A 21,090-nucleotide genomic window follows, 5' to 3' on the forward strand; every position below is an offset into this window, starting at 1 on the left:
TATATTGTGTTAGTCAGACATGTCGGACATATCCGCCATCGACGCGATAGACGCTGCCAGTCACGTAGGACGCGGGTGCGCTGCACAAAAATGCTGCAACAGAAGCGATCTCCTCAGGCTCGCCGTAACGCCCCATCGGAATGTCCGAAACAGAGCGATGGCGTACGGTTTCGATGTCTATATTGTCCCGGGCTGCCGTTGCTGCGTCGGTCATGCGAACGCGTTCCGTGCCGACCCGGCCTGGCATCAGCACGTTGACGGTAACGCCATCTTTGGCAACTTCTGGAGCAAGCGATTTCGACCAAGCAATTAGTCCCGCCCGCAGCGTGTTCGAAATGCCAAGCACGGGAATAGGCTGGACGGCCCCGGTGCTGACGATTGTCAGCACACGCCCCCATCCGTTGCGGCGCATGGCAGGCAGAAACAGGTCCGTGATCCGAATGACCGAAAGCGACATCGCGCGATAACTGTCTTCCCAATCGGCAATATCCCGTCCGATTGCACGGCCATAAGGCGGCCCGCCGGTATTGTTGATCAATATATCGATATCACCGACGGCATCGGCAAAGGTGGTGAGACCTGCCGTATCGGAGAGATCCGTTACGAAACAGCGAGCACCTCCAATTTCTGCGGCAGCGGCATCAAGCGCCTGTCGGTCACGCGCGGCAATGGCAATCTCCGCGCCCTCCTTTCGAAGTGCCGTCGCGATGGCAAGCCCCATGCCGCGGTTGCCGCCAAGAACGAGAGCCCGTTTGCCCCGTATATTCAGATCCATGCTTTTATCTCCCTTGTCCTTCGGGCGCCTGTTTTCCAGGCCGATGAAGTTTCTTGCGTCAGGAACCGTCCGCGCCCGGGTTTTGCCAGCAGCGTTCCCTCATCGACGATGACTTCGCCCCGGCTAATCACGGTTTGCGGCCATCCCTGCACCTTTAGCCCCTCGAAGGGCGTGTAATCGACATTGTGGTGCAGCAGATCATTTGTGATCGTCACGTGCTTCTCGGCATCCCACAGGACCAGATCAGCATCCGCCCCAATCGATATGCTGCCTTTTCGCGGATGAAGACCGTAAAGCTTCGCATTGTTGGTGGCTGTCAGCGCCACGAAACGCGGTAGATCGATCCGGCCTTTCACAACGCCTTCGCTGAACAGAATAGGCATTCGGGTTTCCAGACCGGGAATGCCGTTGGCGACGGCGCGAAACGATGCCTTGGGACCAGCTTTCAGCTTGCCGTCTTCGTCAAAGCGATAGGGTGCGTGGTCGGAGTTGAAAATATCGACTGTGCCGTCTTCGATACCGCGCCACAGTGCGCGTTGCGCTTCCGTATCACGTGGCGGCGGGCTGCACATTGCCTTGGCGCCCAGCATGTCCGGCATGTCCAGATCATCTTCCGTCAGCATGAGATATTGCGGACAGGTTTCCGCAAAAACCACATGGCCCCGCGCTCTTGCACGACGAATTTCGTCCAGGGGGTCGCCACCGCTCACATGCACGATCACCAGAGGGACGCCGGCTATTTCCGCCAGTGTCATCGCCCGGTGTGTTGCTTCCCTTTCGACTGGAAGCGGACGCGAACGCGCGTGTTCCACCGGTGCTACCCGACCCGTCCGTTCGAGACGGTCTGCCAGCCAGCCGATGATTTCATGGTTTTCGGCATGGATCAGCATGATCGCCCTTTCGCGCCGCGCCGTTTCGAAAACATCGAGTATCTGCCGGTCGCTGAGCTGCATGGCATCATAAGTCATATAGACTTTGACGCTGGCATGACCGCGCTGCATCAGCGCCGGCAGTTGCTGTCCCAGCACGGCGGGCGTGGGATCACTGACGATCAGATGAAAAGCATAATCCGTGACCGACTGCCCATCGGCCCGACGATGATAATCCGCGACCGCCGCCGTCAGCGGCTGGCCGCGATGCTGCACGCAAAAAGGAATGATGGTCGTGGTACCGCCAAAGGCGGCGCTGATGCTGCCGGTGCGAAACCCGTCCGCCATTCTGGCGCCCTTTGAGGCAAGCCCCGGCGCTTGTGGCTGATCCAGATGACAGTGGGCATCGATGCCACCGGGCAATACAAACCGGCCCCCGGCATCGATAATCCGGTCGCCATTGGAAATTCGATCCGCAATGGCGGCGATAAGCCCGTTGCGCACGCCAATATCCGCCTTGAAGACGTCGGAGGCCGTCACAATCATGCCGTTGCGGATCACCAGATCGAAGGTCATGCGGGAAGCTTCCTCAGATCAGAGGAAGGCAGGAAAGACGGATCGAAAACATCTTCCGGCTTTGGTACGGATGGCAGGCCGAAACCGGCGGCGACAACCTTCATGGCCTCGCCGAGCCGCTGCGCATCCACAGCGCCCAGTCCATTGGCCTTCGATTCCACCGTGGTCAGTTGCTTTTCGATCAACCAGCGAAGCTTTTCCTCCTCGAGTTCTGCATTGATCAACGGCGCATGGGCCTTCAACGCGGCGATGGCCGCTTTCGGGTCCGCAGCAGCAGCCTGCCAGGCACGTGCACTGACCGCGACGAAAGCCTTGGCCGCTTCGGCATTTGACGTGCGGAATTTTTCGGAGAGAACGATGCCGTTGCCGTAGAGGTCCAGCCCCGCCTCCGAATAATACAGAAACCTGATGTCATCGGCGGCTATGCCCGCCTTTCTGAGCCCGAAATACATCGTGGAATCAAAACCCAGGATGGCATCCGCATCCCCGCCCGCAAGGACGGCTTCACGAAGCTGCAAGCCAACCATGTTCCATTTGATGGAAGATGGCTCGAGTGCAGCGGCTTTCGCATAGGTGGAGAACAAACGATATGCACCGTCAGGCGCTGCGGCGCCGATTGTGCGGCCCACCAGATCGGACGGCTTCGCGATTCCCGACTTGGTCAGCGTGGCGACGCAAAGCGGGCTGCGGAAGTAGACCATATAGACATTGCGAATCGCCGCGCCCGCATTCTTGGCGGTGAATTCAGCCATGGAATTGATGTCGGCAATGCCAGCGTCGTAGACGCCGGATCCAACCCGCGATACCGCCTCCCCGGAGCCAGCGCCTGCGTCGAACTGGCATTCGAGCCCGGCCTCCTTGTACCAGCCATTCTCCTGCGCCAGAAAGAATGCAGCATTCGATCCATCGAACGGAGCAGCAAGCGAGAACTTTATTGCCGTCGCGGCACGGGATGTACCGGTTTTCAGAACAAAAGGTGCAGCGACGGCTGAAGCGATGAACGAGCGGCGTGTCAATTTGAATGCGGTCATTGGCGTCCCCCTCGGGTTTCCCCTTGTGCATTTGCGATACAAATGGAAGAGCAAGTGCCGTGCCAATTTGAAAACTTGAATAAAAACAATGTTGCGCTATAAATTGTGCACAATTACGCGCGCATAATATGTACAAAGTGGGCAACAATGAAGCGAGAAAAGCAACTTATTGGCACAATGAATGAACTTAATCGCCCTAAAGTAGAAAATGCTAATGAAGCCTATGAGCACATTTTCGCGGCCATCGTCGACCAGCGGTTGCTGCCGGGAACGAAATTGACGGAACTTGCGCTCATGGAGGCTTTGGGCGTCAGCCGACGAATTGTTGCGGCGGCGCTGCAGCGTCTAACCTGGGAAAAGCTGGTTACTCTTTTGCCAAATCGCGGTGCTTTCATTTCCGCCCCGAGTGCTGACGAAGCGCGTGAAGTATTCGCGGCCCGCATCGCCATCGAAGCCGGCACGACGGAAGCGGTGGCACGGGCGGCTGATCCGGCGTGCATTGTCCAATTGCGGAAAAATGTTGAAGAGGAGCACAAGCTCCGCGAAATGGGCCGAATGCGCGAAGCCATTCATCTTTCCGGTGGCTTCCATTTGCTTATGGCAGAGCTCTCAGGCAACAGAATTCTAGCCGAACAGGTCCGTGTTCTGGTCGCCAGAACCAGCCTGATCGTCAACCTTTTCGATAATCAGATCGGCCTTGCGGGCTGGCATGACCACCATGACGATCTCATCGAGCATTGCGCCAAGGGAAAAGTCGATCAGGCCGTCAGCCTCATGCGTTCCCATATTGCCGAACTTGAGCAAGGTCTGGCGCTGGATCGGCGGCGGCCGGTCGCTTTCGACATGATCAGTGTGTTCGGAACCGGTTGACCATTTACCAGGACCGCAAGTTCATCACGATAGAAGCACGGTGGACCGATGTGATGATCGCAGGACAAACATACCTTGCGCCCAACATCAAACAGTTGCTCTGCGGTCTAAACTAAATCTCCGCGCTTACTTTTTCCACAAAACTCAGGACTTTTGGCCAAGCATCCACCCTCGCCTTCGCTATAAATTCAGGCAAGCCTCCATAGAGATAAGGAAGCGGCGAACGTTTTTCATAGGATTCAAGGACGGTTGCCGGAGCATGGGGTGGACCAATTGTATGGCCGACATTCTCATAGCTCAGATGGTGCACGTCATGCGCAAAACCCGCCCGCTTTAACCGCTCCACCACCCAGTCCGCAAAAAAGGCCGAGGGCCACATGACATCGTCCCGACCGGAGATCAGCAAGATTGGCCCATTGATATCTTCCACTGGAATGGCGGCTTCGGTAAAATATGGCTCGGATGCCGCCGTCCGTAAAAACTCGATATGCGACACAGGAAAACCGTTTCGCAGATCGACATCGCGCGGCCCTTTTTGCCGGTTTGCCGGAGGCACGAAAGGCAAAGGCTTACCATGCAATGTCCAGGCCGAGCGTTCCCGTAAAGCATCATTGCTACTAAAAGCGTGATGTACATGTGCCGCAGGAACCCAAGCGATAACGGCAGCAAACTCTTCCAAATAGGCACCCAGCAGTAAGGCCAGTTCGCCACCGCGTGACGTGCCATCGATGATGACGCGCTTTTCATCGACAAGAGGCTGGGATTTTAGCCATTGCGCGGCCCGCTGAAAATATTCGAGCGGTATTTCCACGAGTTCCTTGGGTAAAAGTCCTTCTTCCCCGGCATTGAAATAGCCAAGCGCCAACGCAACATAACCATGCGATGCATAAAGCGCCGCCAGTTGCTCCGGGATGCCGCCATTGGACCCAGGCACGACAATGATAGCCGGACGCGGTTCCGATTGCGCCTCTAAAGGCGTGAAAAGCGTGCCGACAACACCCCCTTCCCGCACTTCGCGGAGCGTTACTCCTTGTGCTACGGGCAAGCGCGTGATGACATTTTGCGCGAGTAGACGACTGCTTGTGTCATAGAGGCTCAACCGAATGTCGTAGGGTTTCAGACCACTCTCGACATAACGGGCGCTCTCAGGGCGGCGCTGCGAATAGTCCGCAACCTTCAACGACCAGATCAGACCGTTGGAATCCGCTGTCGAATAACTCCCATTCAGTGGGACAGCCTCATCAAGGTCAATCTCGCCCTCAATATCGGCAATGAAACTTGCCTCCGACAGGTAACTCAAACCATCGGGCAGATCGAGAGTCGCTACGAGATTGACAACCTGCCGGGAGTGCAGCCCTGTCACCTTGATGGAAATTGGCTGATCGATCAAAGCCGTCTGTGGGTGAATCTCGATTGCAGGCATGAAGATCACTTATAGTGTGGTGTGAAAGCGGAACGATCAACTGTCCATTGCCGGAGGCCCAGACGCTGGCGTAGAGGGCCAGACCCATAGGATTTTTTATGGAGGCCACGTGCCTGTAAAATCGGCACCACCGTATCGACAAATATGTCGAGACCTTCGGGCAAATAAGGCGGAATGACGCTGACCCCGTCAAAAGCTTCGCCACGATAGCCCTCCTCGATATAGTCGGCGATATCTTCGGGCGTTCCGACAAGGCTGCGGTGCTGGAAGCGAAAATCAAGATCCAGCAGCAGTTCCCGCAAAGTCGAATACGCCCTTCCGGTCTCGCGCGCCTGCAAGATACGCTCTACTTTTTCGCGCTCGCCCCAGTGCTCCTTCCTGTCTTTGATCCGCTCCCAATCGACAGGCGCATCAAGATGCTTCTTCTCCAGTTCAATGCCAAAGAGCTGTGAGGCATTGGCAAGCTGTCCATCGGGATTGCCGAGCTCGAACAATTCGTTACGCAATCGCCGCGCCTCAGCGGCCGTGCTGGCGAGATAGGGAACAATGCCGGGCAAAAGCCGCAGCTCATCCGGGTCGCGCCCTAAAGCCGAGGCGCGCTGCCGCAAATCTTTCCGATAGGCATGCGCATCTTCAAGTCCGCTATGGAAGGCATAGACCACATCTGCATAGCGCGCGGCGAGATCACGACCGGGACCGGAAGCGCCAGCTTGCGATAGAAGCGGCACCCGCTGCGGACTGGCAGGCGTGTTCAAAGGCCCCTGAGTCGCATAAAATTCGCCCTGGTAGTTGACGGCATGGATGGCCGCTTCGCGCACCAGCCTTCCCGCTTCTTTGTCGCCTGTCACGGCATCGACATCCCATGCATGCCAGAGCGCCAGCACGGCGTCGATATAGTCCTTAGCCCGTCGATAGCGATCATCATGGGAGACGATTTGCTTGTCTCCAAAATTGCGGGCAGTATCGTCGCCGGTCGACGTGACGATGTTCCACCCCGCCCGCCCGTTGCTCAGATGATCGAGTGAGGCAAAAAGCCTTGCCGTATTGAAAGGCGCATTGAAGGTGGTGCTGTGGGTTGCGATCAACCCGATATTGTCCGTCTCGACAGAGAGTGCGCCCATCAGTAACACAGGGTCGAGCGGCCATTGCAGGGCTTCTGCGGGGTTTTCAGATTGTTTGAGCGTATCGGTCAGGAAAACCGTATCAAATAATCCACGTTCGGCGGTCTTCACGAGCTTCGCGTAATAACTCGTCGACGTCAGTTCCTGAGGCGTTGTTTTGGTGAGACGCCAGCCGCCTTCATGGCTGCCATGCGCACGGATGACAAAATTGAGATGCAAGGGCTGCTTACTCATCGCCAAATCCCTCCGGTTGGGTAGAGAGATAAGGCTTCAGGCCCAATGCCTGCCGCAATGTTTGTCCTTTCGGCGCGTCAGAGCGGAACAGACCGCGACGCTGCAATTCAGGCACGAGTTTGGTGGCGATATCATCGACGCCATCCGGGGCAACGATGGGACCGACCACGAAGCCATCGACAGCTTCATTTTCATACCAATATTGCAATGTGTCGGCGACGCTTTGGGCCGTGCCGATCAGAAGCAGAAAGCCGCGCGAGGCCGCTGCTTCAAGCGCCAGATCCTCGAAGGTCAGATTCTGCTTTTTGGCTTTTTCAATAAGCGCCTTGGCATAGTTGGACACCTTGCCGGTTTCGCTTCCGATTTCCGGCCAGCTATCGGCGCGCGAGGACGCGGCCACCTCATTTTCTTGCCAACCGAACAGGCTTTCCAACTGCCGAAACGCCTTGCCGTGATCGATATAGGACGTGATGCGCTCGTAGTTACGCCGCGCTTCTTCTTCCGTATCGCCCAGAACAATGATTGCCCCGGGTGTAACGACGACATCATCCGGACTGCGCCCATGTCCGCGCGCTTTTTCTTTCACCGTTCGATAAAAGGTCTGCATATCGGCAAAACTGTTCTGCCGGTTGAAAATAACCTCTCCATAGGCCGAAGCGAAATCCTGTCCCTGCGGCGACGAGACCGGCACGAACATCACCGGAACTTCCTGCGGCGAACGAGACACATTCAACGCACCGTCCACCTGAAAATAGGGGCCACGATGGCTTATCGGCTGGACTTTTTCGGGATCGGCGTAATAGCCGCTTTCCTTGTCGCGGATGATGGCGCCTGGCTGCCAGGCATGCCAGAATTTCACTACGGTTTTAATGAAATCAGCTGAAATTTCATAACGGTCTTCGTATCGAAAATCACGCCCCGTGGTGTAATTGTGCCGCGCCGTATCCTTGTAGAAAGAAGTGAGAATATTCCAGCCTGTACGCCCTTTATTCAGGTGATCGAGCGAGGCAAGGGCCCGCGCCAGCGTGAAAGGATCCTGATAGAGGCTTGATGTGCTCGGAATGAAGCCCAGTGTCTGCGTTTCTGCCGCAAGCGCCGATGCGAGCACAACCGGATCGATCGAAGGTGTCCAGCCTCGCGTTATCTGGGAGGCTCCATCAAGAGAATCGCCCAGGAACATGAAATGCAGCAGAGCGCCCTCGCTTATCTTGGCCAGATCGCGGTAATAATCCAATCTCTCACGATCATTGTCGCGATCACTGAGACGCCATCCCTCTGGATGGCCACTGATGACGAAAAAGGAAAGGCCCAGAATGAGCCCGCGCTCTTTTGGCATTCTATAAACTCCGGATTGACCGTCATTGAGCGGCAGCGAATATTTCAGCTTTGCCGTCTTGTTTGCTTTGGAAAGAAATTTGGGAGGGAAGACGAGGAATGGAACTGATCAATGCCTGCGTATAGGGATGGCGCGGCGTACAAAACAGTTGCTCGGTCTCCCCACGTTCAACGATCTCGCCATTCTGCATGACCAGCATGTCATGGCAGAAATAGCGCACCACCGAGAGATCATGTGAAATGAACAACATGCTCAACCCGAGTTCGCGCTGTAGTTCATTCAACAGATCGAGAACCTGTGCTTGAACCGATACGTCCAATGCGGAAACAGGCTCGTCGCAGACGAGAATTCGTGGCTGCGTCGCCAAGGCGCGCGCAATGGCGATACGCTGGCGCTGACCACCCGAAAGCCGTGCAGGCTGACTAAAAAACACGCTGGAAGCCAATCCCACCGCATCGAGGAGTTCTATCGCACGGCTCTTTTGCGCGGCTTTCTCGCGCAGCCCACCCACAGCGAGCGCCTCACTTAAAAGCTGCCAGACATCGAAACGCGGGTCGAATGCTCCAAGTGGATCCTGCGAAATCAACTGTATATCGGGGCGATGGATTGTGCGTTCTTTTTCTGCAACATCAGACCAATTCCGGCCGAACAGCCGCACTTCACCGGCATCAGGCCGTGACAGGCCCATGCAGAGGCGTGCAACGGTGGACTTCCCGGAGCCTGAACCGCCGACCAGCCCCAGCACACTGCCCTTCTTGAGGCTGAAAGTTACATCTTTCACGACAGGCTTGTGGTTGCCATCAGGAAAGACATAATTCTTGCTGACGTTCTTCACCGACAGAACAATATCTGGGATAGCGTTTATATCCGCCCTTTCTGCGCGTTGCGACGCTGTGCGGACGATAGCAGGCTCGCGTTTCTCGTTGTTCTGCTTTGACAAACGCGTTCCAGGCGTTGCGTTGACGGGCATGGCCGCGAGCAGCATTTTTGTATAGTCATGACGCGGATTGGACAGCACATCCCGCGTTGAGCCGCTTTCCACCACTTCCCCGCGCCGCATCACCACAATTCGTTCGGCAAGCTGCGACACTACACCGAGATCGTGGCTGACCAGCAGCATTGCCATACCGGATTGCTTGAGTTCGGCCAGCAATTCGAGAATTTTCGCCTGCACCGTCACATCCAGTGCTGTCGTCGGCTCATCGGCAATAAGAAGATCAGGCGCAGCGACAATACTGGATGCGATCAAAGCCCGCTGACGCAACCCGCCGGACAGTTCGAACGAACGTTGCCGCGCGCGCATTGCAGGCTCTGGAAAACCAACTCTTTCCAGCGTGCTCAGAACCTGTTCGCCACGCATTTTGCGTGATCCAATACCATGGGTGTCGAGGGTCTCACGGACTTCGGCATGAATGCGTTTGAGGGGATCGAGCGATCCGAGCGCGTCCTGCAGCACATAACCAACCCGCAAGCCGCGCAGGCGCCGCCATTGTTTTTCGGAGGCACCGCGATAGTCCTCACCCAGAATTTCAAGGCGATCAGCACTCACATCGAGATTACTGTCGTTGAGGCCCAGCAGACTGCGGCTGGTGACGGATTTTCCCGAACCCGACTCCCCCACGAGACCGACACATTCACCGGCCAGGATTTTGAACGAAATGCCGCTGACAATGTTACGCACTCCAGACTGGACTCTGGCGCTTATGCGCAAATTTTCGACCGCCACGATGGGCTTGTTTTGCGCATCAGTCATGGTCGCGTCCTTCCATTGATGCACGCAGACCGCGCGCCAGCAGAACCGATCCAACGGCCGCCAGCATAATGGCCGCGCCTGGAAATATTGCAAACCAAGGGGCGATGGTCAGATAAAGCTGCGAATCCGCCAGCATGAGACCCCATTCGGGTGTCGGTCGAGCAGGACCAAGCCCCAAAAAACTCAAAGCGGAGCTGTAAATGATGGCTTTTCCGACATAAAGGGAGGCGAGCACCGCTACAGGACCGATAGCATTGGGAAGAATGTGCCGCCCGATGACGCGCGCGCGCGATATGCCCAGTGCCGTACTCGACTCCACAAAAGCGCTCTGCCGCAGGCGGATAATTTCGCCACGCAGCACACGTGCAAAGCCCGGGATGCCACCTATGCCTATTGCCAGCATGGTATTAAAGGAGCCTGTGCCGAGAATTGTTATCATCAGCAGCGCCAACAATAGATCGGGGAAAGCGAATAATATATCGAAGCATCCGTTGAGCGCGGCGTCTATACGTTTGCCCGCAAGGCCAGCAATGCTGCCAAGCAGGATACCGACACCTGCCGAAATCAGCAGGGCTCCGACCCCCATCCCCATGCTGGTGCGAGCGCCGTGGATGATACGGCTCCAGAGGTCACGACCGATATTATCCGTGCCGAACAGATGCGCTCCACTTGGCGCTTTCAATGCGTCCAGAGGATTTGCACTCAATGGATCGAAGCTGGTGAAAAGCTGCGGAGCGAGAGCTGCGAGAGCGAGAAGCCCAAAAATGGATAAGCCGATGACAATGCGCGTATCCGGCAGTCTTCCGCGTGATCTTTCAGTCTGGGCAGAAGCCAGATCGGGAGAAACTACACTCATCCCTGACCTCCAATCCGCGGATCAATACGACGAATGAAGAGATCGACCAGCAGGTTGACGAGCACGAAAGCCGCAGCCGACAAGATGACGATACCCGCCACTAGCGGCACGTCCTTGTTCACAACAGCATTCAACGTAATGCGCCCCAACCCCGGGCGACCGAACAGGTTTTCCACAATGACCGTTCCGCCGATCAAATAGGCAAAATATGTGCCGCTTAACGTTAAAAGGGGCAGGAAGGCATGCGGTAATGCATGGCGGATTATGGCTCCAGTGCGCGAACGTCCGCGCGCACGTGCGGTAATGAAATAGGGCGCAGCCGTTTCCCGTTCGAGTTCTGGTCGCAGCACCTGAATGAAGGTGCCCGCCATTGGCACTGCGAGCGTGAGCGTTGGCAAAACAAGCGCCATGAAGCCACTTGCTCCCGCCGCGGGAAACCAGCGAAGGTTGAACGAGAATATAGTCAGCAGAATAATGCCAAGCCAGAAATTGGGGATCGACACGACCGCAACTTCAAAAGCACTGGAAACAAAACGGCCCAGCCGTCGGCTTTCAAGCGTCGCCACGGCAACAACAACAGCCAGAAGCAAGGCAAAAAGGATCGAGCAGGCCGCCAGAATGAGCGTCGGCATTAATTGACTTGCGATGACGCTCATGACCGGCTGGCTCTGGGCATAGCTCGTCCCAAGATCACCTCGGAACACCGCGCCCAAATAGAGCAGATATTGCTGCCATAGCGGTTTGTCGAAACCATAAAAAGCAATCAGCTCTGCCTTGCGCTCCGCCGATATCGAGAGTTGCGCCATGCTGTCGATCAGCTGATCAGCGTAAGTACCGGGCGTAAGATGCAGAACCGTAAAGGCCAGGGTTGCTGAGGCCCAGACGACCAGGAGGAGTTTCACGACGGCCTTTGCCCAGAAACGCACCTGTAGCGACGTCAAGAAGGAGAAACTCCGCCCCCCTGCCGTTTTTTTCAATCGCTGGGTTTTAAGGATGACGTCATCCACGTCATCCCGGGATAATGAAGTCATAGGTCGACACTCACTTCCGATCCATCACTTCTCGATCCAGGCGCTTTGAAGGCTTTCAAGCCATCCGGCGATGTCGAAATTCACGCCCTTGACCTTGTTTTGCGCGCCGAGATTGATCTGGCGGGGATAGATCGGAATAGACCAGACATTTTCGATTGCCAGTTTCTGCAATTCCTGAGCATTGCGGGCGCGCAGCGCATTGTCCTGACTGTCTGTAAGTGAGCGCGCCAGCTCATCGACATGGGGGTCCTTGATGCGGGAATAATTATTGCCGCCGGTTTCCGACGACGTTCCTGAAAAGAAACTGTTCGTCAGGATATACGCATCCGGTGTCGACCACGGCCGATCCGTCAGATTATATGAGCCTTCCTTGGTGACCTTGCTGAAGGTTCCCGTATCATAAAGATCACGTTCCAGCGCAATGCCGACCTGTCTTGCATAGGCCTGTAAGGCTTCACCCAAAGTGTCGCGTTGGTCTTCGATCGTCGAGGAACGCACGGCCCAACGGATTTCCAGTCGTTTGCCGTCCTTGGTGCGATAGCCTTGTGCGTCACGCTCTTTCCAGCCAGCTTCGTCAAGCAGACGATTGGATTCATCTGGGTCGTAATTCCAAGAGCCTTCAAGCGATTTGTTATAGGAACCAACTGGCGGCGTATTCTCGGCCAGATTGGACCAGGCCTGCGGGTAATGGCCAAAATAAATACTATTGAGCGCGCTTTTGATATCGAAGGATGCACGCAATGCCTTGCGAACGCGCAGATCGTTGGTCGGTTCCTTTTCAACATTCAGGAGCAGCTGGTAAGGAACGCCTGTCGCCTGCTTGTTGTAAACAATATAGCGCTCGTCCGCCTGCAACTGCGACAGATAGACCGGCGGCACATTGGCGATGAGATCCGCCTGTCCGCTCTGCAATGCCCCCAGCCTGACGGCGGGATCCTTGACGAAATTGACGACAATTTTGTCGATATGAGCTGGCCCCTTATTTTCATAATCGGCAGGTGCCCATTTGTATTCGTCGTTACGAACGAGTGTAACGCCCTGTCCAGGTGTATAGCTTTCGACCTTATAGGGTCCTGTTCCAGCCTGGACCGCAAAATTCTTTGCAACTTCAGCCGAGTGATTGTTTATCACATCCGGTGCGAGAAAACCCCAGCTTGCAGTGCTCATCAACCATAGAGCTGCGGCATTGGGCGCCTTGAGATCGAGGCGAATGGTGTAGTCGTCAAGGACTTCATATTTGGTAAGGCCGATACCTGTCGGATTCCATGAATTGGTATCCGCGGTCCATTTGTCGATATTGGCTGCAACAGCCGCAGCATTAAATTTTTCACCGTTATGGAATGTGACGTCCTTGCGCAGATGAAATGTAATCGACTTGCCGTCTGGCGCCGTTTGCCACGTCTCAGCAAGCCAAGGGTGATATTGTCCATCGCTTCCAAGGCGCACCAGACGGTCGAAGACATTGCCGCCCAGCGTCAGCAAAGAAACAGGCCAATCATGGGACAAGTCCCAGTCGTAAGGCTCGATATCCTGCGAGTAGATCAGTGTTCCGCCCCGCCGTGCATCGACTGTCTGTGAGAAGGATATGGAATTAAGGCCTGCCATCAACACGACGGACAGACCGAAAGTAGATAAAATTTTCTTGGATAGAAGGGACATTTACAGCACTCGAATAGAAACCAATGAGGAACCAAAAACTCCTATGGAGCGACTGTCCTCTCGGGCGCTAGGATCATCGAAAGCAGCCAGCCAACCCAGGCATAGAATTCCAATTAATCCATATATTATGTAGATTTTTCCCAAAAGACGACGGGGATGGGAAACGATCAAAGATCGATTACACTCCGGTGACTGGCTATTAAGAATATAAGTTTTTACTCATAAATGAGCCGATGGGTTTATCTGCCCACTATTACGCACTCTCGCTTTATGGTCCTGCAAGCTCATAGCTGGTCATTGCGATGAAGCTTCCGGTCACGCGCAGACAGAACGGCATATTCCTCTGCGAGAAAGTCAAGAAGAGCCCGAACAGAAGGAAGCAGCCCGCGACGTGACGGAAAGGCTGCATGGATAATGCCGCTGCGGGGTGCCCAGTCGGGGAGCAGGTCAACCAATCGGCCTGCCTTTACATCCTCCTGAATGACCATCGTGGGAAACTGACAAACACCGATGCCCTGCAGTGCGGCCAGCCGCAGCGCAACCATATCTTCCGTGATCAGAAGCGGTTGATAGGGAATCTCAGCCGTAGCGCCGTTGGGACCACGCAAATTCCATTCAAAACTGTTGTCAGACGCGCCCCAGGCAAGACCCGGCATATTGACAAGGTCGGCGGGAACAGCATCGCATCCCGCCTTCACCAATACGGGGCTGGCGACCAGTCGCTGTTCGCTTTCCGCCAGTTTACGGATGATGAGATCGCTATCTTCGATTGGCGGGAAGCGGACACGGATAGCCAGATCGAAGCCTTCACGGATTACGTCCACACGTCGGTTTGTGCTTTCCAGATGCACCTTCACCTTGGGATAGCGGGCCATGAAACGCGCAATCATTTCGCCAACCTGGAAATAGATGACCGATGCAGGGCAACTCACCCGCACCGTGCCTTGCGGTTCCGCCCGCATTCTATCGATCACCTCCAGCGCTGAATCAGCTTCCACCATCATAGCCAGGCAATGGCGATGAAACTCCTTGCCGATTTCCGTCACGGCAAACTGCCGGGTGGTGCGCTGAAGGAGGCGAACGCCCAAGTCTTCTTCCAGCAGGGCGATACGGCGGCTCAGCCTTGAGCGGGGCATATCCAGCTTTCGGGCTGCAGCGGAAAAGCCGCCTTGGTCCACGACTTCCACAAAAAGACGCATATCGTTCAGATCAGCCATCGCCGGTCTCTCATTGTCCTGTTTTCAGGACAGTATAGCCTGAACTTCGATCTACCGAAGCCTTTGTTCCAGATTTATTTTGCTCTCAGACAGTTGCCCCAGTCGCTATGGCGACGAATAAATCGGGAAAGACCGAAATGAGACAAGTTATCGGCGTGTTTAGCAGCCCGTCCCCCCATTGGGTGGGAGACGGATTTCCGGTTCGCTCCATGTTGTCCCACGCGACAATGGGTGAGCACATCAGCCCGTTTCTGCATCTTGATTATGCAGGGCCGGAGCAATTCGCGCCCTCCCCAACCCCGCGCGGCGTTGGCAGCCATCCCCATCGCGGTTTTGAAACAGTGACCATCGTTTATCAGGGCGAAGTTGAACATCGCGATTCTACGGGAAGTGGTGGCCTGATTGGTCCAGGGGACGTGCAATGGATGACCGCTGGCGCTGGAATTCTTCATGAAGAGCGCCATTCGAAGGCATTTACCGAACAGGGCGGCGCGCTTGAAATGGTGCAACTGTGGGTAAACCTGCCTGCCAAACATAAGTCCGCTCCTGCCGCCTACCAAACGGTACTCGATCGGGATATTCCGACCGTGGCCCTGCCCAATAACGCTGGCATCGTCCGCGTCATAGCCGGAAACTATGCCGGACATGTCGGACCAGCACATACTTTCACGCCGATCAATCTGTGGGACCTACGCCTGAACAGCGGCGGACATGTTCGGCTCGAACTTCCCGACGAGCATACAATCGGTCTGGCAATCTTGCGCGGAGCGATCACCGTCAACGGCAGCAGATCCGCGCGCGGTGCCCAATTCGTGCTCCTGGACCGCAAGGGTGGCGGTTTCGAGATGACGGCTGACAGCGATGCAACCGTCCTTCTCCTGAGCGGCGAACCGCTTGGAGAGCCTGTCGCCATGCGTGGCCCTTTCGTCATGAATACGAACGAAGAATTGCAGGATGCTTACGCGGATTTTCGAACAGGGAAATTCGGCGCCATTCCTGCCTGATCCATTCCCGTGGCTTTGGAGCGCGTTAGAGCGCGTTTCGATCTGAATGAATCAGATCGGCGCTCTAAGCCTTTATATTTCTAGCATAATCTTATCGATCCTCGTTTCACTCCGGTCGGATTATGCTCAAACCACGGGTTTCCCCGGACCGGAAATGTTTTCGGCCCAAACAAGTCCAAGCCTGAAGAAGGAGACATAAAATGAGCAGTCCAGCCAACTTTAACGGCCAGCGTCCGGTTATTGATCCCAACGACGCCGTCATGCTTCTGATTGACCACCAAAGCGGTCTGTTTCAGACCGTTGCAGACATGCCGATGCCTGTCTTGCGCAATCATGCGACAGCGCTGGCCAAGATGGCGACGCTGGCCAAAATGCCTGTCATCACCACGGCATCCGTGCCACAAGGCCCCAATGGCCCGTTGATCCCAGAGATCCATGAGAACGCCCCTCACGCCCAATATGTAGCGCGGCGGGGCGAGATCAACGCATGGGACAATCCGGATTTCGTTGCCGCCGTCAAGGCTACGGGCCGCAAGACCCTTATCATCGCAGGCACCATCACCAGTGTTTGCATGGCCTTTCCGGCAATCAGTGCCGTTCAGGATGGCTACAAGGTTTTCGCGGTGGTGGATGCATCCGGCACCTACTCCAAGATGGCCCAGGAAATCACGCTGGCCCGTGTGGTTCAGGCCGGTGTCGTGCCGATGGACACGGCGGCAGTCGCTTCCGAACTTCAGAAGACATGGAATCGTGACGATGCCCAGGAATGGGCCAACGTTTACACCAAGATTTTCCCTCCCTACCAGCTTCTGATCGAAAGCTATATGAAAGCGCAGGAAGTCGAAAAGAACCACGAACAACTGGATTCACAGCGCGGTTGATGAAACCAAGCGTTGGAAAAGGGCGGCAGGCAACGGCCGCCCTTTTGCATGATCAAGTCGATGTCCCGGATGCGTAAGGCCAGACCCAATCCTGGATCTCGGGCAAGTCTTCACCCGCCTCGCGGATATAAGTTGCGTGACGGGCAAGTTTTTCCTTGAAGCCCGCAATCAGTGGTTCTGCGCTCTCGGAGCCCAAAGGCAGTCGATTGATAGCCTCCATTGCAAGGTGAAAACGATCAAGTTCGTTTCGCACCGTCATATCGAATGGGGTCGTCGTCGTTCCTTGTTCGATAAAGCCACGTACATGAAAATTGGGGTGGTTGGTTCGCTTATAAACCAGCCTGTGAATGAGGTATGGATAACCATGATAAGCAAAGATCACGGGCCGGTTGGTCGTGAAAATCCGGTCAAACGCCTCGTCGGAAATCCCATGGGGATGATGTTGGGGCGATTGTAGCGCCATAAGGTCCACGATATTGACGACCCGAATCCGCAGATGCGGCAGAGACTGACGCAGCAGATCGACAGCGGCAAGCGTTTCCATAGTCGGAACATCGCCTGCACAAGCCATGACGATATCAGGTTCCAGACCGTCTTCTGTTCCGGCCCAATCCCATATTCCAAGACCGTCTTCGCAATGGCGAACTGCGGCGTCCATGGACAGCCATTGCGGCTCCGGCTGTTTGCCCGCGACGATGACATTCACGCGGTTCCATGTTTTCAGACAGTGATCGCCGACACATAACAGCGTGTTGGCATCCGGCGGGAAATAAACGCGCACCACATCGGCACTCTTATTGGCCACCAGATCAACAAAGCCAGGGTCCTGATGTGAGAAACCATTATGGTCCTGCCGCCACACGTGGGAGGTCAAGAGATAGTTCAGGGAAGAGATAGGCTTGCGCCATTCCAGCTCACGCGCGACCTGCAACCATTTTGCATGCTGATTGAACATGGAATCGACAATATGGATGAACGCCTCATAACAGGAGAAGAAGCCATGCCGCCCGGTCAACAGATAACCTTCCAGCCAGCCTTGGCATAGGTTTTCGCTCAGTACCTCCATCACGCGGCCATCAGCGGCGAGATTGTCATCAATATCGAGCGTTTCAGACATCCATACGCGTTTGCTTGCTTCGAAGACAGCGCTGAGGCGGTTCGAAGCGGTTTCATCGGGACCGAACACGCGGAAATTGTTTTCTTTCTCGTTCAGCCTGAAAACATCGCGCAGATATTCTCCCAGTATTTTGGTCGCCTGGGCGTTGATAGCCCCCGGCTGAGTGACATCGACAGCATATTGACGGAAATCTGGTGTATGCAGCTGCTTGCGTAAAAGCCCGCCATTGGCATGCGGATTGGCGCCCATGCGCCGCTCCCCTTCGGGAGCAAGAGCACGCAATTCCGGCTTCAGCGCGCCCTTTTCGTCAAACAGGTCGGCTGGATCATAGCTTTTCATCCAGTCTTCCAGAATTTTACGATGCGCGTCATTTTCCCGGCAGTTGGCGACAGGAACCTGATGCGAACGCCAGTAGTTTTCAACAATGAGACCGTCGACGTTCTTTGGGCCGGTCCATCCCTTGGGACTTCTGAGTATGATCATCGGCCAACGTGGGCGCTCAGGCGACTTGACGTCGGCATTTTTCTTGATCGTCTCGATCTGCGCGAAGATGGTTTCCAGTGTCGCAGCCATTTTCTGATGCATGGCCTCGGGTTCACTGCCTTCCACAAAGAAGGGTTCGTAACCATATCCCCTGAAGAGGTCCGTCAAATCCCTGTCCGAAAGCCGCGCGAGGACGGTGGGATTAGCAATCTTGTAGCCGTTGAGGTGCAGGATCGGAAGGACAGCGCCATCACGCACCGGATTGAGAAACTTGTTGGAATGCCATGACGTCGCGAGCGCGCCCGTTTCCGCTTCGCCATCCCCCACGACGCAGGCCACAACCAGATCCGGATTATCGAAGGCTGCCCCATAAGCATGGACCAGAGCGTAACCCAACTCACCACCTTCATGAATGGACCCCGGTGTTTCCGGCGCGACGTGACTTGGTATACCGCCGGGGAAGGAAAACTGGCGAAACAGCTTGCGCATACCAGCCTCGTCCTCGCTGACAGAGGGGTAAACCTCGGAATATGTACCTTCGAGATAGGTGCTTGCGACCATGCCTGGCCCGCCATGCCCAGGGCCGCAAACATAGATCACATTGGCATCGCGTTGCTTGATCATGCGATTGAGATGCACGTAAATGAAATTGAGGCCCGGTGTTGTCCCCCAATGGCCAAGTAACCGCGGCTTGATATGCTCCGGTTTGAGTGGCTCTCGCAGCAACGGATTGTCCATCAGATAAATCTGACCGACGGAAAGATAATTCGCGGCGCGCCAGTACCGATCAATCAGCGAAAGCTGTTGCGGGTTCAAAGGTTTGGAAGCTGATGTTGTGCTCAAACTCTGTCTCCTACGGGGATTTCACGCGTGCGCCGATTTGACCGCTTTCGCGCTATGGATGATTTCGAAAGCATCTGAAGCGATGGTATGCTCCTCGTCCGTCGCAAGGACAAACGCCGCCGGGTGGCTCGATCCCGTTGTGATACGAAAGGCATTTTTATTGTTGGCGGCGATGTCCAGATCAATGCCCAGCCACCTAAGATGCTGGCATATTGCTGCACGGATTGCAGGTTGATGTTCTCCGATGCCCGCTGTAAAAATCAGTGCGTCGAGCCCGCCAAGCGTCGAAGCGAGGCGACAGATTTCGCCGGCGATGCGCAGCGTAAATATCTCGATCGCCTCACGGGCTTCTGGAGCATCACTTTCAAGCAGATCACGCGTGTCGCCACTTAATCCTGAAAGTCCGAGCAAACCTGAACGGTTATAGAGCAAATTCGCGAGCGCCTCAGCTCGCATGTTCTCTTCCTTTAGCAGATGAAGCAGTACACCCGGATCGAGGGCACCGCATCGTGTGGCCATCGGAATACCATCAAGCGTTGAGAAACTCATACTGGTATCCATACTGCGCCCGTCATCCATGGCGCACAGGCTGGCACCGCTTCCCAAATGGGCAACCACAACTTTCTTTCGCGCGAGCTCCGGTTCTTGCCTCGTAAAATTCCCGATGATCGATTTGTACGACAAGCCATGAAAACCGTAGCGTTTTATCCCGCGGTCCGCCAATTCGCGCGGAATTGCGAAAAGCCGGACGCTATCAGCTATGGTCTGGTGAAAGGCAGTGTCGAAAGAAGCTACCTGCGCAAGATCGGGGAAGAGTTTGCCGACGGCTTTTATCAACGCGACGCTTTTAGCCTGATGCAATGGTGCAAAAATGCCAAGACGATCAATGGCATCGATATGTGCCTTGTCCAGCAGCACCGGTTCAACCAACTCGTCTCCGCCGAAGACCACACGATGCCCTACGGCAAGAATCCGCGCTGGATCAATATGCGTCGCAAGTTTCTGGAAGAGTTCCCCCAGGATAACCACAATGTCGTCTGAACCGGAGGCCGATAACGTGACATCCAAATCACCCTTTTCAGTGCGAAGCCGGAACCGCAAAGGTGAGAGGTTGAGATCTATCGCGCCTCTGGACACGTTCCTTATTCGGGTGCCGTCGCACGAGAAAGCTCCAATTTTGACCGACGAGGAACCGGCATTGAAAGTAATGATCTGTTTTTCCACGCGGCGGTTCCCTGAACATGTTGGATAAAACCCGCGCTTAGGACATATAGCGCTGCTATCGTGTTTCAAGGTGCCAAAATAGGCATCTTTTCCAGAATGCGGCCTATACGCAAGGCGGCCCCTCTTTTCGGAATTGTTGAATTGAGACGATAATAGACGACGATATCCTGAATATCTACAGGAGAATACTTTCGGCGCTAACTCAAAGGCATGCCCTTACACTGCGATATCTCTCTGGAAATTGACGGAAAACTTCTACATTCTTGTTCACTAACGGATTTCGCCTTGCAGTTTCGTCACTTTGGGCCACACATGCATAATTAAAGGAGCGCCATGATGTATAAACATATCCTTATCGCAACCGATGGTTCAGAAATCGCCGACCGCTGCGTCGACCAAGGCCTATCCTTAGCAAAGGCTCTAAACTGTGATGCGACTGTTGTAACAGTGACTGAACCATACAGCAGCGCTGGTATCTTTGGAGGCTTATTCGACGATCAGGATATCAAAGAGAAATATGATCAAAACTGGCAGAAATATGCTGAAAAAGTTCTCCGAAAGGCCAAGAATCTGGCGGAGGAACTTAAGATCAATATCAACGTCCTACATCTGATCAATCCGATACCCTCGGACGCGGTCATTAAAGCTGCTGATTCACTCAATTGCGACCTGATCGTGGTCGCGACACATGGATATTCCGGGGCACAACGCTTGCTTCTGGGGAGCCAGGCAAACCAGATCATCACACTTGGAAACAAATCCGTGCTCGTTGTGCGATAATTTTTCG

At 55.1% G+C, this 21,090-nt stretch carries 17 protein-coding genes; 4 read left to right on the forward strand and 13 right to left on the reverse strand.

The window, feature by feature from the left end:
* Positions 1 to 13 precede the first annotated feature (13 nt).
* Genes JAU75_RS16040 through JAU75_RS16050 form a run of 3 tightly spaced genes read right to left on the reverse strand, consistent with a single transcriptional unit; the run spans position 14 to position 3,251 of the window.
* Positions 14 to 775, reverse strand: a complete 762-nt coding sequence (locus JAU75_RS16040; protein WP_199057496.1) for an SDR family oxidoreductase — start codon at positions 773 to 775, stop codon at positions 14 to 16.
* Entirely contained in the window at positions 766 to 2,220 is a 1,455-nt protein-coding gene (gene hydA / locus JAU75_RS16045) for a dihydropyrimidinase (protein ID WP_199057497.1), read from the reverse strand. The genes JAU75_RS16040 and hydA overlap by 10 nt, the downstream gene beginning before the upstream one ends.
* Positions 2,217 to 3,251, reverse strand: a complete 1,035-nt coding sequence (locus JAU75_RS16050) for an ABC transporter substrate-binding protein (protein ID WP_199057498.1) — start codon at positions 3,249 to 3,251, stop codon at positions 2,217 to 2,219. Before JAU75_RS16050 ends, hydA begins: the two co-directional genes overlap by 4 nt.
* 177 nt (positions 3,252 to 3,428) lie before the next feature.
* On the opposite strand from JAU75_RS16050, the gene JAU75_RS16055 reads away from it, so the two are divergent.
* Entirely contained in the window at positions 3,429 to 4,121 is a 693-nt protein-coding gene (locus JAU75_RS16055; RefSeq protein ID WP_199057499.1) for a GntR family transcriptional regulator, read from the forward strand.
* A gap of 112 nt (positions 4,122 to 4,233) precedes the next feature.
* On the opposite strand, the gene JAU75_RS16060 is transcribed toward JAU75_RS16055, so the two are convergent.
* From JAU75_RS16060 to JAU75_RS16095, 8 genes are all read right to left on the reverse strand, one after another.
* Positions 4,234 to 5,544: an acyl-CoA thioesterase/bile acid-CoA:amino acid N-acyltransferase family protein gene (locus JAU75_RS16060; protein ID WP_199057500.1), complete on the reverse strand. Its 1,311-nt coding sequence runs from the start codon at positions 5,542 to 5,544 to the stop codon at positions 4,234 to 4,236.
* 5 nt (positions 5,545 to 5,549) lie between these two features.
* Entirely contained in the window at positions 5,550 to 6,899 is a 1,350-nt protein-coding gene (locus JAU75_RS16065; RefSeq protein ID WP_199057501.1) for an NtaA/DmoA family FMN-dependent monooxygenase, read from the reverse strand.
* Positions 6,892 to 8,235, reverse strand: coding sequence for an NtaA/DmoA family FMN-dependent monooxygenase (locus JAU75_RS16070; RefSeq protein ID WP_199057502.1), 1,344 nt, complete (start codon positions 8,233 to 8,235; stop codon positions 6,892 to 6,894). The genes JAU75_RS16065 and JAU75_RS16070 overlap by 8 nt, the downstream gene beginning before the upstream one ends.
* A 22-nt stretch (positions 8,236 to 8,257) precedes the next feature.
* The gene (locus JAU75_RS16075; RefSeq protein ID WP_199057503.1) at positions 8,258 to 9,988 is read right to left on the reverse strand and encodes an ABC transporter ATP-binding protein; all 1,731 of its coding nucleotides are present in this window, start codon (positions 9,986 to 9,988) and stop codon (positions 8,258 to 8,260) included.
* Positions 9,981 to 10,844, reverse strand: a complete 864-nt coding sequence (locus JAU75_RS16080) for an ABC transporter permease (protein WP_199057504.1) — start codon at positions 10,842 to 10,844, stop codon at positions 9,981 to 9,983. The genes JAU75_RS16075 and JAU75_RS16080 overlap by 8 nt, the downstream gene beginning before the upstream one ends.
* Positions 10,841 to 11,785: an ABC transporter permease gene (locus JAU75_RS16085; protein ID WP_199057505.1), complete on the reverse strand. Its 945-nt coding sequence runs from the start codon at positions 11,783 to 11,785 to the stop codon at positions 10,841 to 10,843. Before JAU75_RS16085 ends, JAU75_RS16080 begins: the two co-directional genes overlap by 4 nt.
* Positions 11,786 to 11,899: 114 nt before the next feature.
* Positions 11,900 to 13,534, reverse strand: coding sequence for an ABC transporter substrate-binding protein (locus JAU75_RS16090; protein ID WP_199057506.1), 1,635 nt, complete (start codon positions 13,532 to 13,534; stop codon positions 11,900 to 11,902).
* A gap of 284 nt (positions 13,535 to 13,818) precedes the next feature.
* On the reverse strand, positions 13,819 to 14,751 hold the full coding sequence (locus tag JAU75_RS16095; protein WP_199057507.1) for a LysR family transcriptional regulator: 933 nt from the start codon (positions 14,749 to 14,751) through the stop codon (positions 13,819 to 13,821).
* Between the two features lie 137 nt (positions 14,752 to 14,888).
* On the opposite strand from JAU75_RS16095, the gene JAU75_RS16100 reads away from it, so the two are divergent.
* Together JAU75_RS16100 and JAU75_RS16105 are read left to right on the forward strand one after the other, a co-directional pair.
* On the forward strand, positions 14,889 to 15,755 hold the full coding sequence (locus JAU75_RS16100) for a pirin family protein (RefSeq protein ID WP_199057508.1): 867 nt from the start codon (positions 14,889 to 14,891) through the stop codon (positions 15,753 to 15,755).
* 200 nt (positions 15,756 to 15,955) lie between these two features.
* Positions 15,956 to 16,636, forward strand: a complete 681-nt coding sequence (locus tag JAU75_RS16105; protein WP_199057509.1) for a hydrolase — start codon at positions 15,956 to 15,958, stop codon at positions 16,634 to 16,636.
* A gap of 52 nt (positions 16,637 to 16,688) precedes the next feature.
* Here JAU75_RS16105 and JAU75_RS16110 read toward each other — a convergent pair whose 3' ends face one another.
* Together JAU75_RS16110 and JAU75_RS16115 are read right to left on the reverse strand one after the other, a co-directional pair.
* Positions 16,689 to 19,079 carry a phosphoketolase family protein gene (locus JAU75_RS16110; RefSeq protein WP_199057510.1) on the reverse strand — a complete coding sequence of 797 codons (2,391 nt, stop codon included), beginning with the start codon at positions 19,077 to 19,079 and terminating at the stop codon, positions 16,689 to 16,691.
* A 21-nt stretch (positions 19,080 to 19,100) separates the two neighbouring features.
* Complete coding sequence (locus JAU75_RS16115) at positions 19,101 to 20,303, reverse strand: acetate/propionate family kinase (RefSeq protein WP_199057511.1); 1,203 nt, start codon at positions 20,301 to 20,303, stop codon at positions 19,101 to 19,103.
* A 336-nt stretch (positions 20,304 to 20,639) separates the two neighbouring features.
* Between JAU75_RS16115 and JAU75_RS16120 the strand changes: the two genes are divergently transcribed.
* Complete coding sequence (locus tag JAU75_RS16120) at positions 20,640 to 21,083, forward strand: universal stress protein (protein ID WP_199057512.1); 444 nt, start codon at positions 20,640 to 20,642, stop codon at positions 21,081 to 21,083.
* Positions 21,084 to 21,090: the final 7 nt, after the last annotated feature.

This window comes from Ochrobactrum sp. Q0168 (assembly GCF_016427605.1).
GTDB lineage: Bacteria > Pseudomonadota > Alphaproteobacteria > Rhizobiales > Rhizobiaceae > Brucella.

Bases quoted from the DNA above. Each gene is read 5' to 3' on its own strand.
- JAU75_RS16040 (WP_199057496.1), bottom strand. From the start codon at position 775: ATGGATCTGAATATACGGGGCAAACGGGCTCTCGTTCTTGGCGGCAAC.
- hydA (WP_199057497.1), bottom strand. From the start codon at position 2,220: ATGACCTTCGATCTGGTGATCCGCAACGGCATGATTGTGACGGCCTCC.
- JAU75_RS16050 (WP_199057498.1), bottom strand. From the start codon at position 3,251: ATGACCGCATTCAAATTGACACGCCGCTCGTTCATCGCTTCAGCCGTC.
- JAU75_RS16055 (WP_199057499.1), top strand. From the start codon at position 3,429: ATGAATGAACTTAATCGCCCTAAAGTAGAAAATGCTAATGAAGCCTAT.
- JAU75_RS16060 (WP_199057500.1), bottom strand. From the start codon at position 5,544: ATGCCTGCAATCGAGATTCACCCACAGACGGCTTTGATCGATCAGCCA.
- JAU75_RS16065 (WP_199057501.1), bottom strand. From the start codon at position 6,899: ATGAGTAAGCAGCCCTTGCATCTCAATTTTGTCATCCGTGCGCATGGC.
- JAU75_RS16070 (WP_199057502.1), bottom strand. From the start codon at position 8,235: ATGCCAAAAGAGCGCGGGCTCATTCTGGGCCTTTCCTTTTTCGTCATC.
- JAU75_RS16075 (WP_199057503.1), bottom strand. From the start codon at position 9,988: ATGACTGATGCGCAAAACAAGCCCATCGTGGCGGTCGAAAATTTGCGC.
- JAU75_RS16080 (WP_199057504.1), bottom strand. From the start codon at position 10,844: ATGAGTGTAGTTTCTCCCGATCTGGCTTCTGCCCAGACTGAAAGATCA.
- JAU75_RS16090 (WP_199057506.1), bottom strand. From the start codon at position 13,534: ATGTCCCTTCTATCCAAGAAAATTTTATCTACTTTCGGTCTGTCCGTC.
- JAU75_RS16095 (WP_199057507.1), bottom strand. From the start codon at position 14,751: ATGGCTGATCTGAACGATATGCGTCTTTTTGTGGAAGTCGTGGACCAA.
- JAU75_RS16100 (WP_199057508.1), top strand. From the start codon at position 14,889: ATGAGACAAGTTATCGGCGTGTTTAGCAGCCCGTCCCCCCATTGGGTG.
- JAU75_RS16105 (WP_199057509.1), top strand. From the start codon at position 15,956: ATGAGCAGTCCAGCCAACTTTAACGGCCAGCGTCCGGTTATTGATCCC.
- JAU75_RS16120 (WP_199057512.1), top strand. From the start codon at position 20,640: ATGTATAAACATATCCTTATCGCAACCGATGGTTCAGAAATCGCCGAC.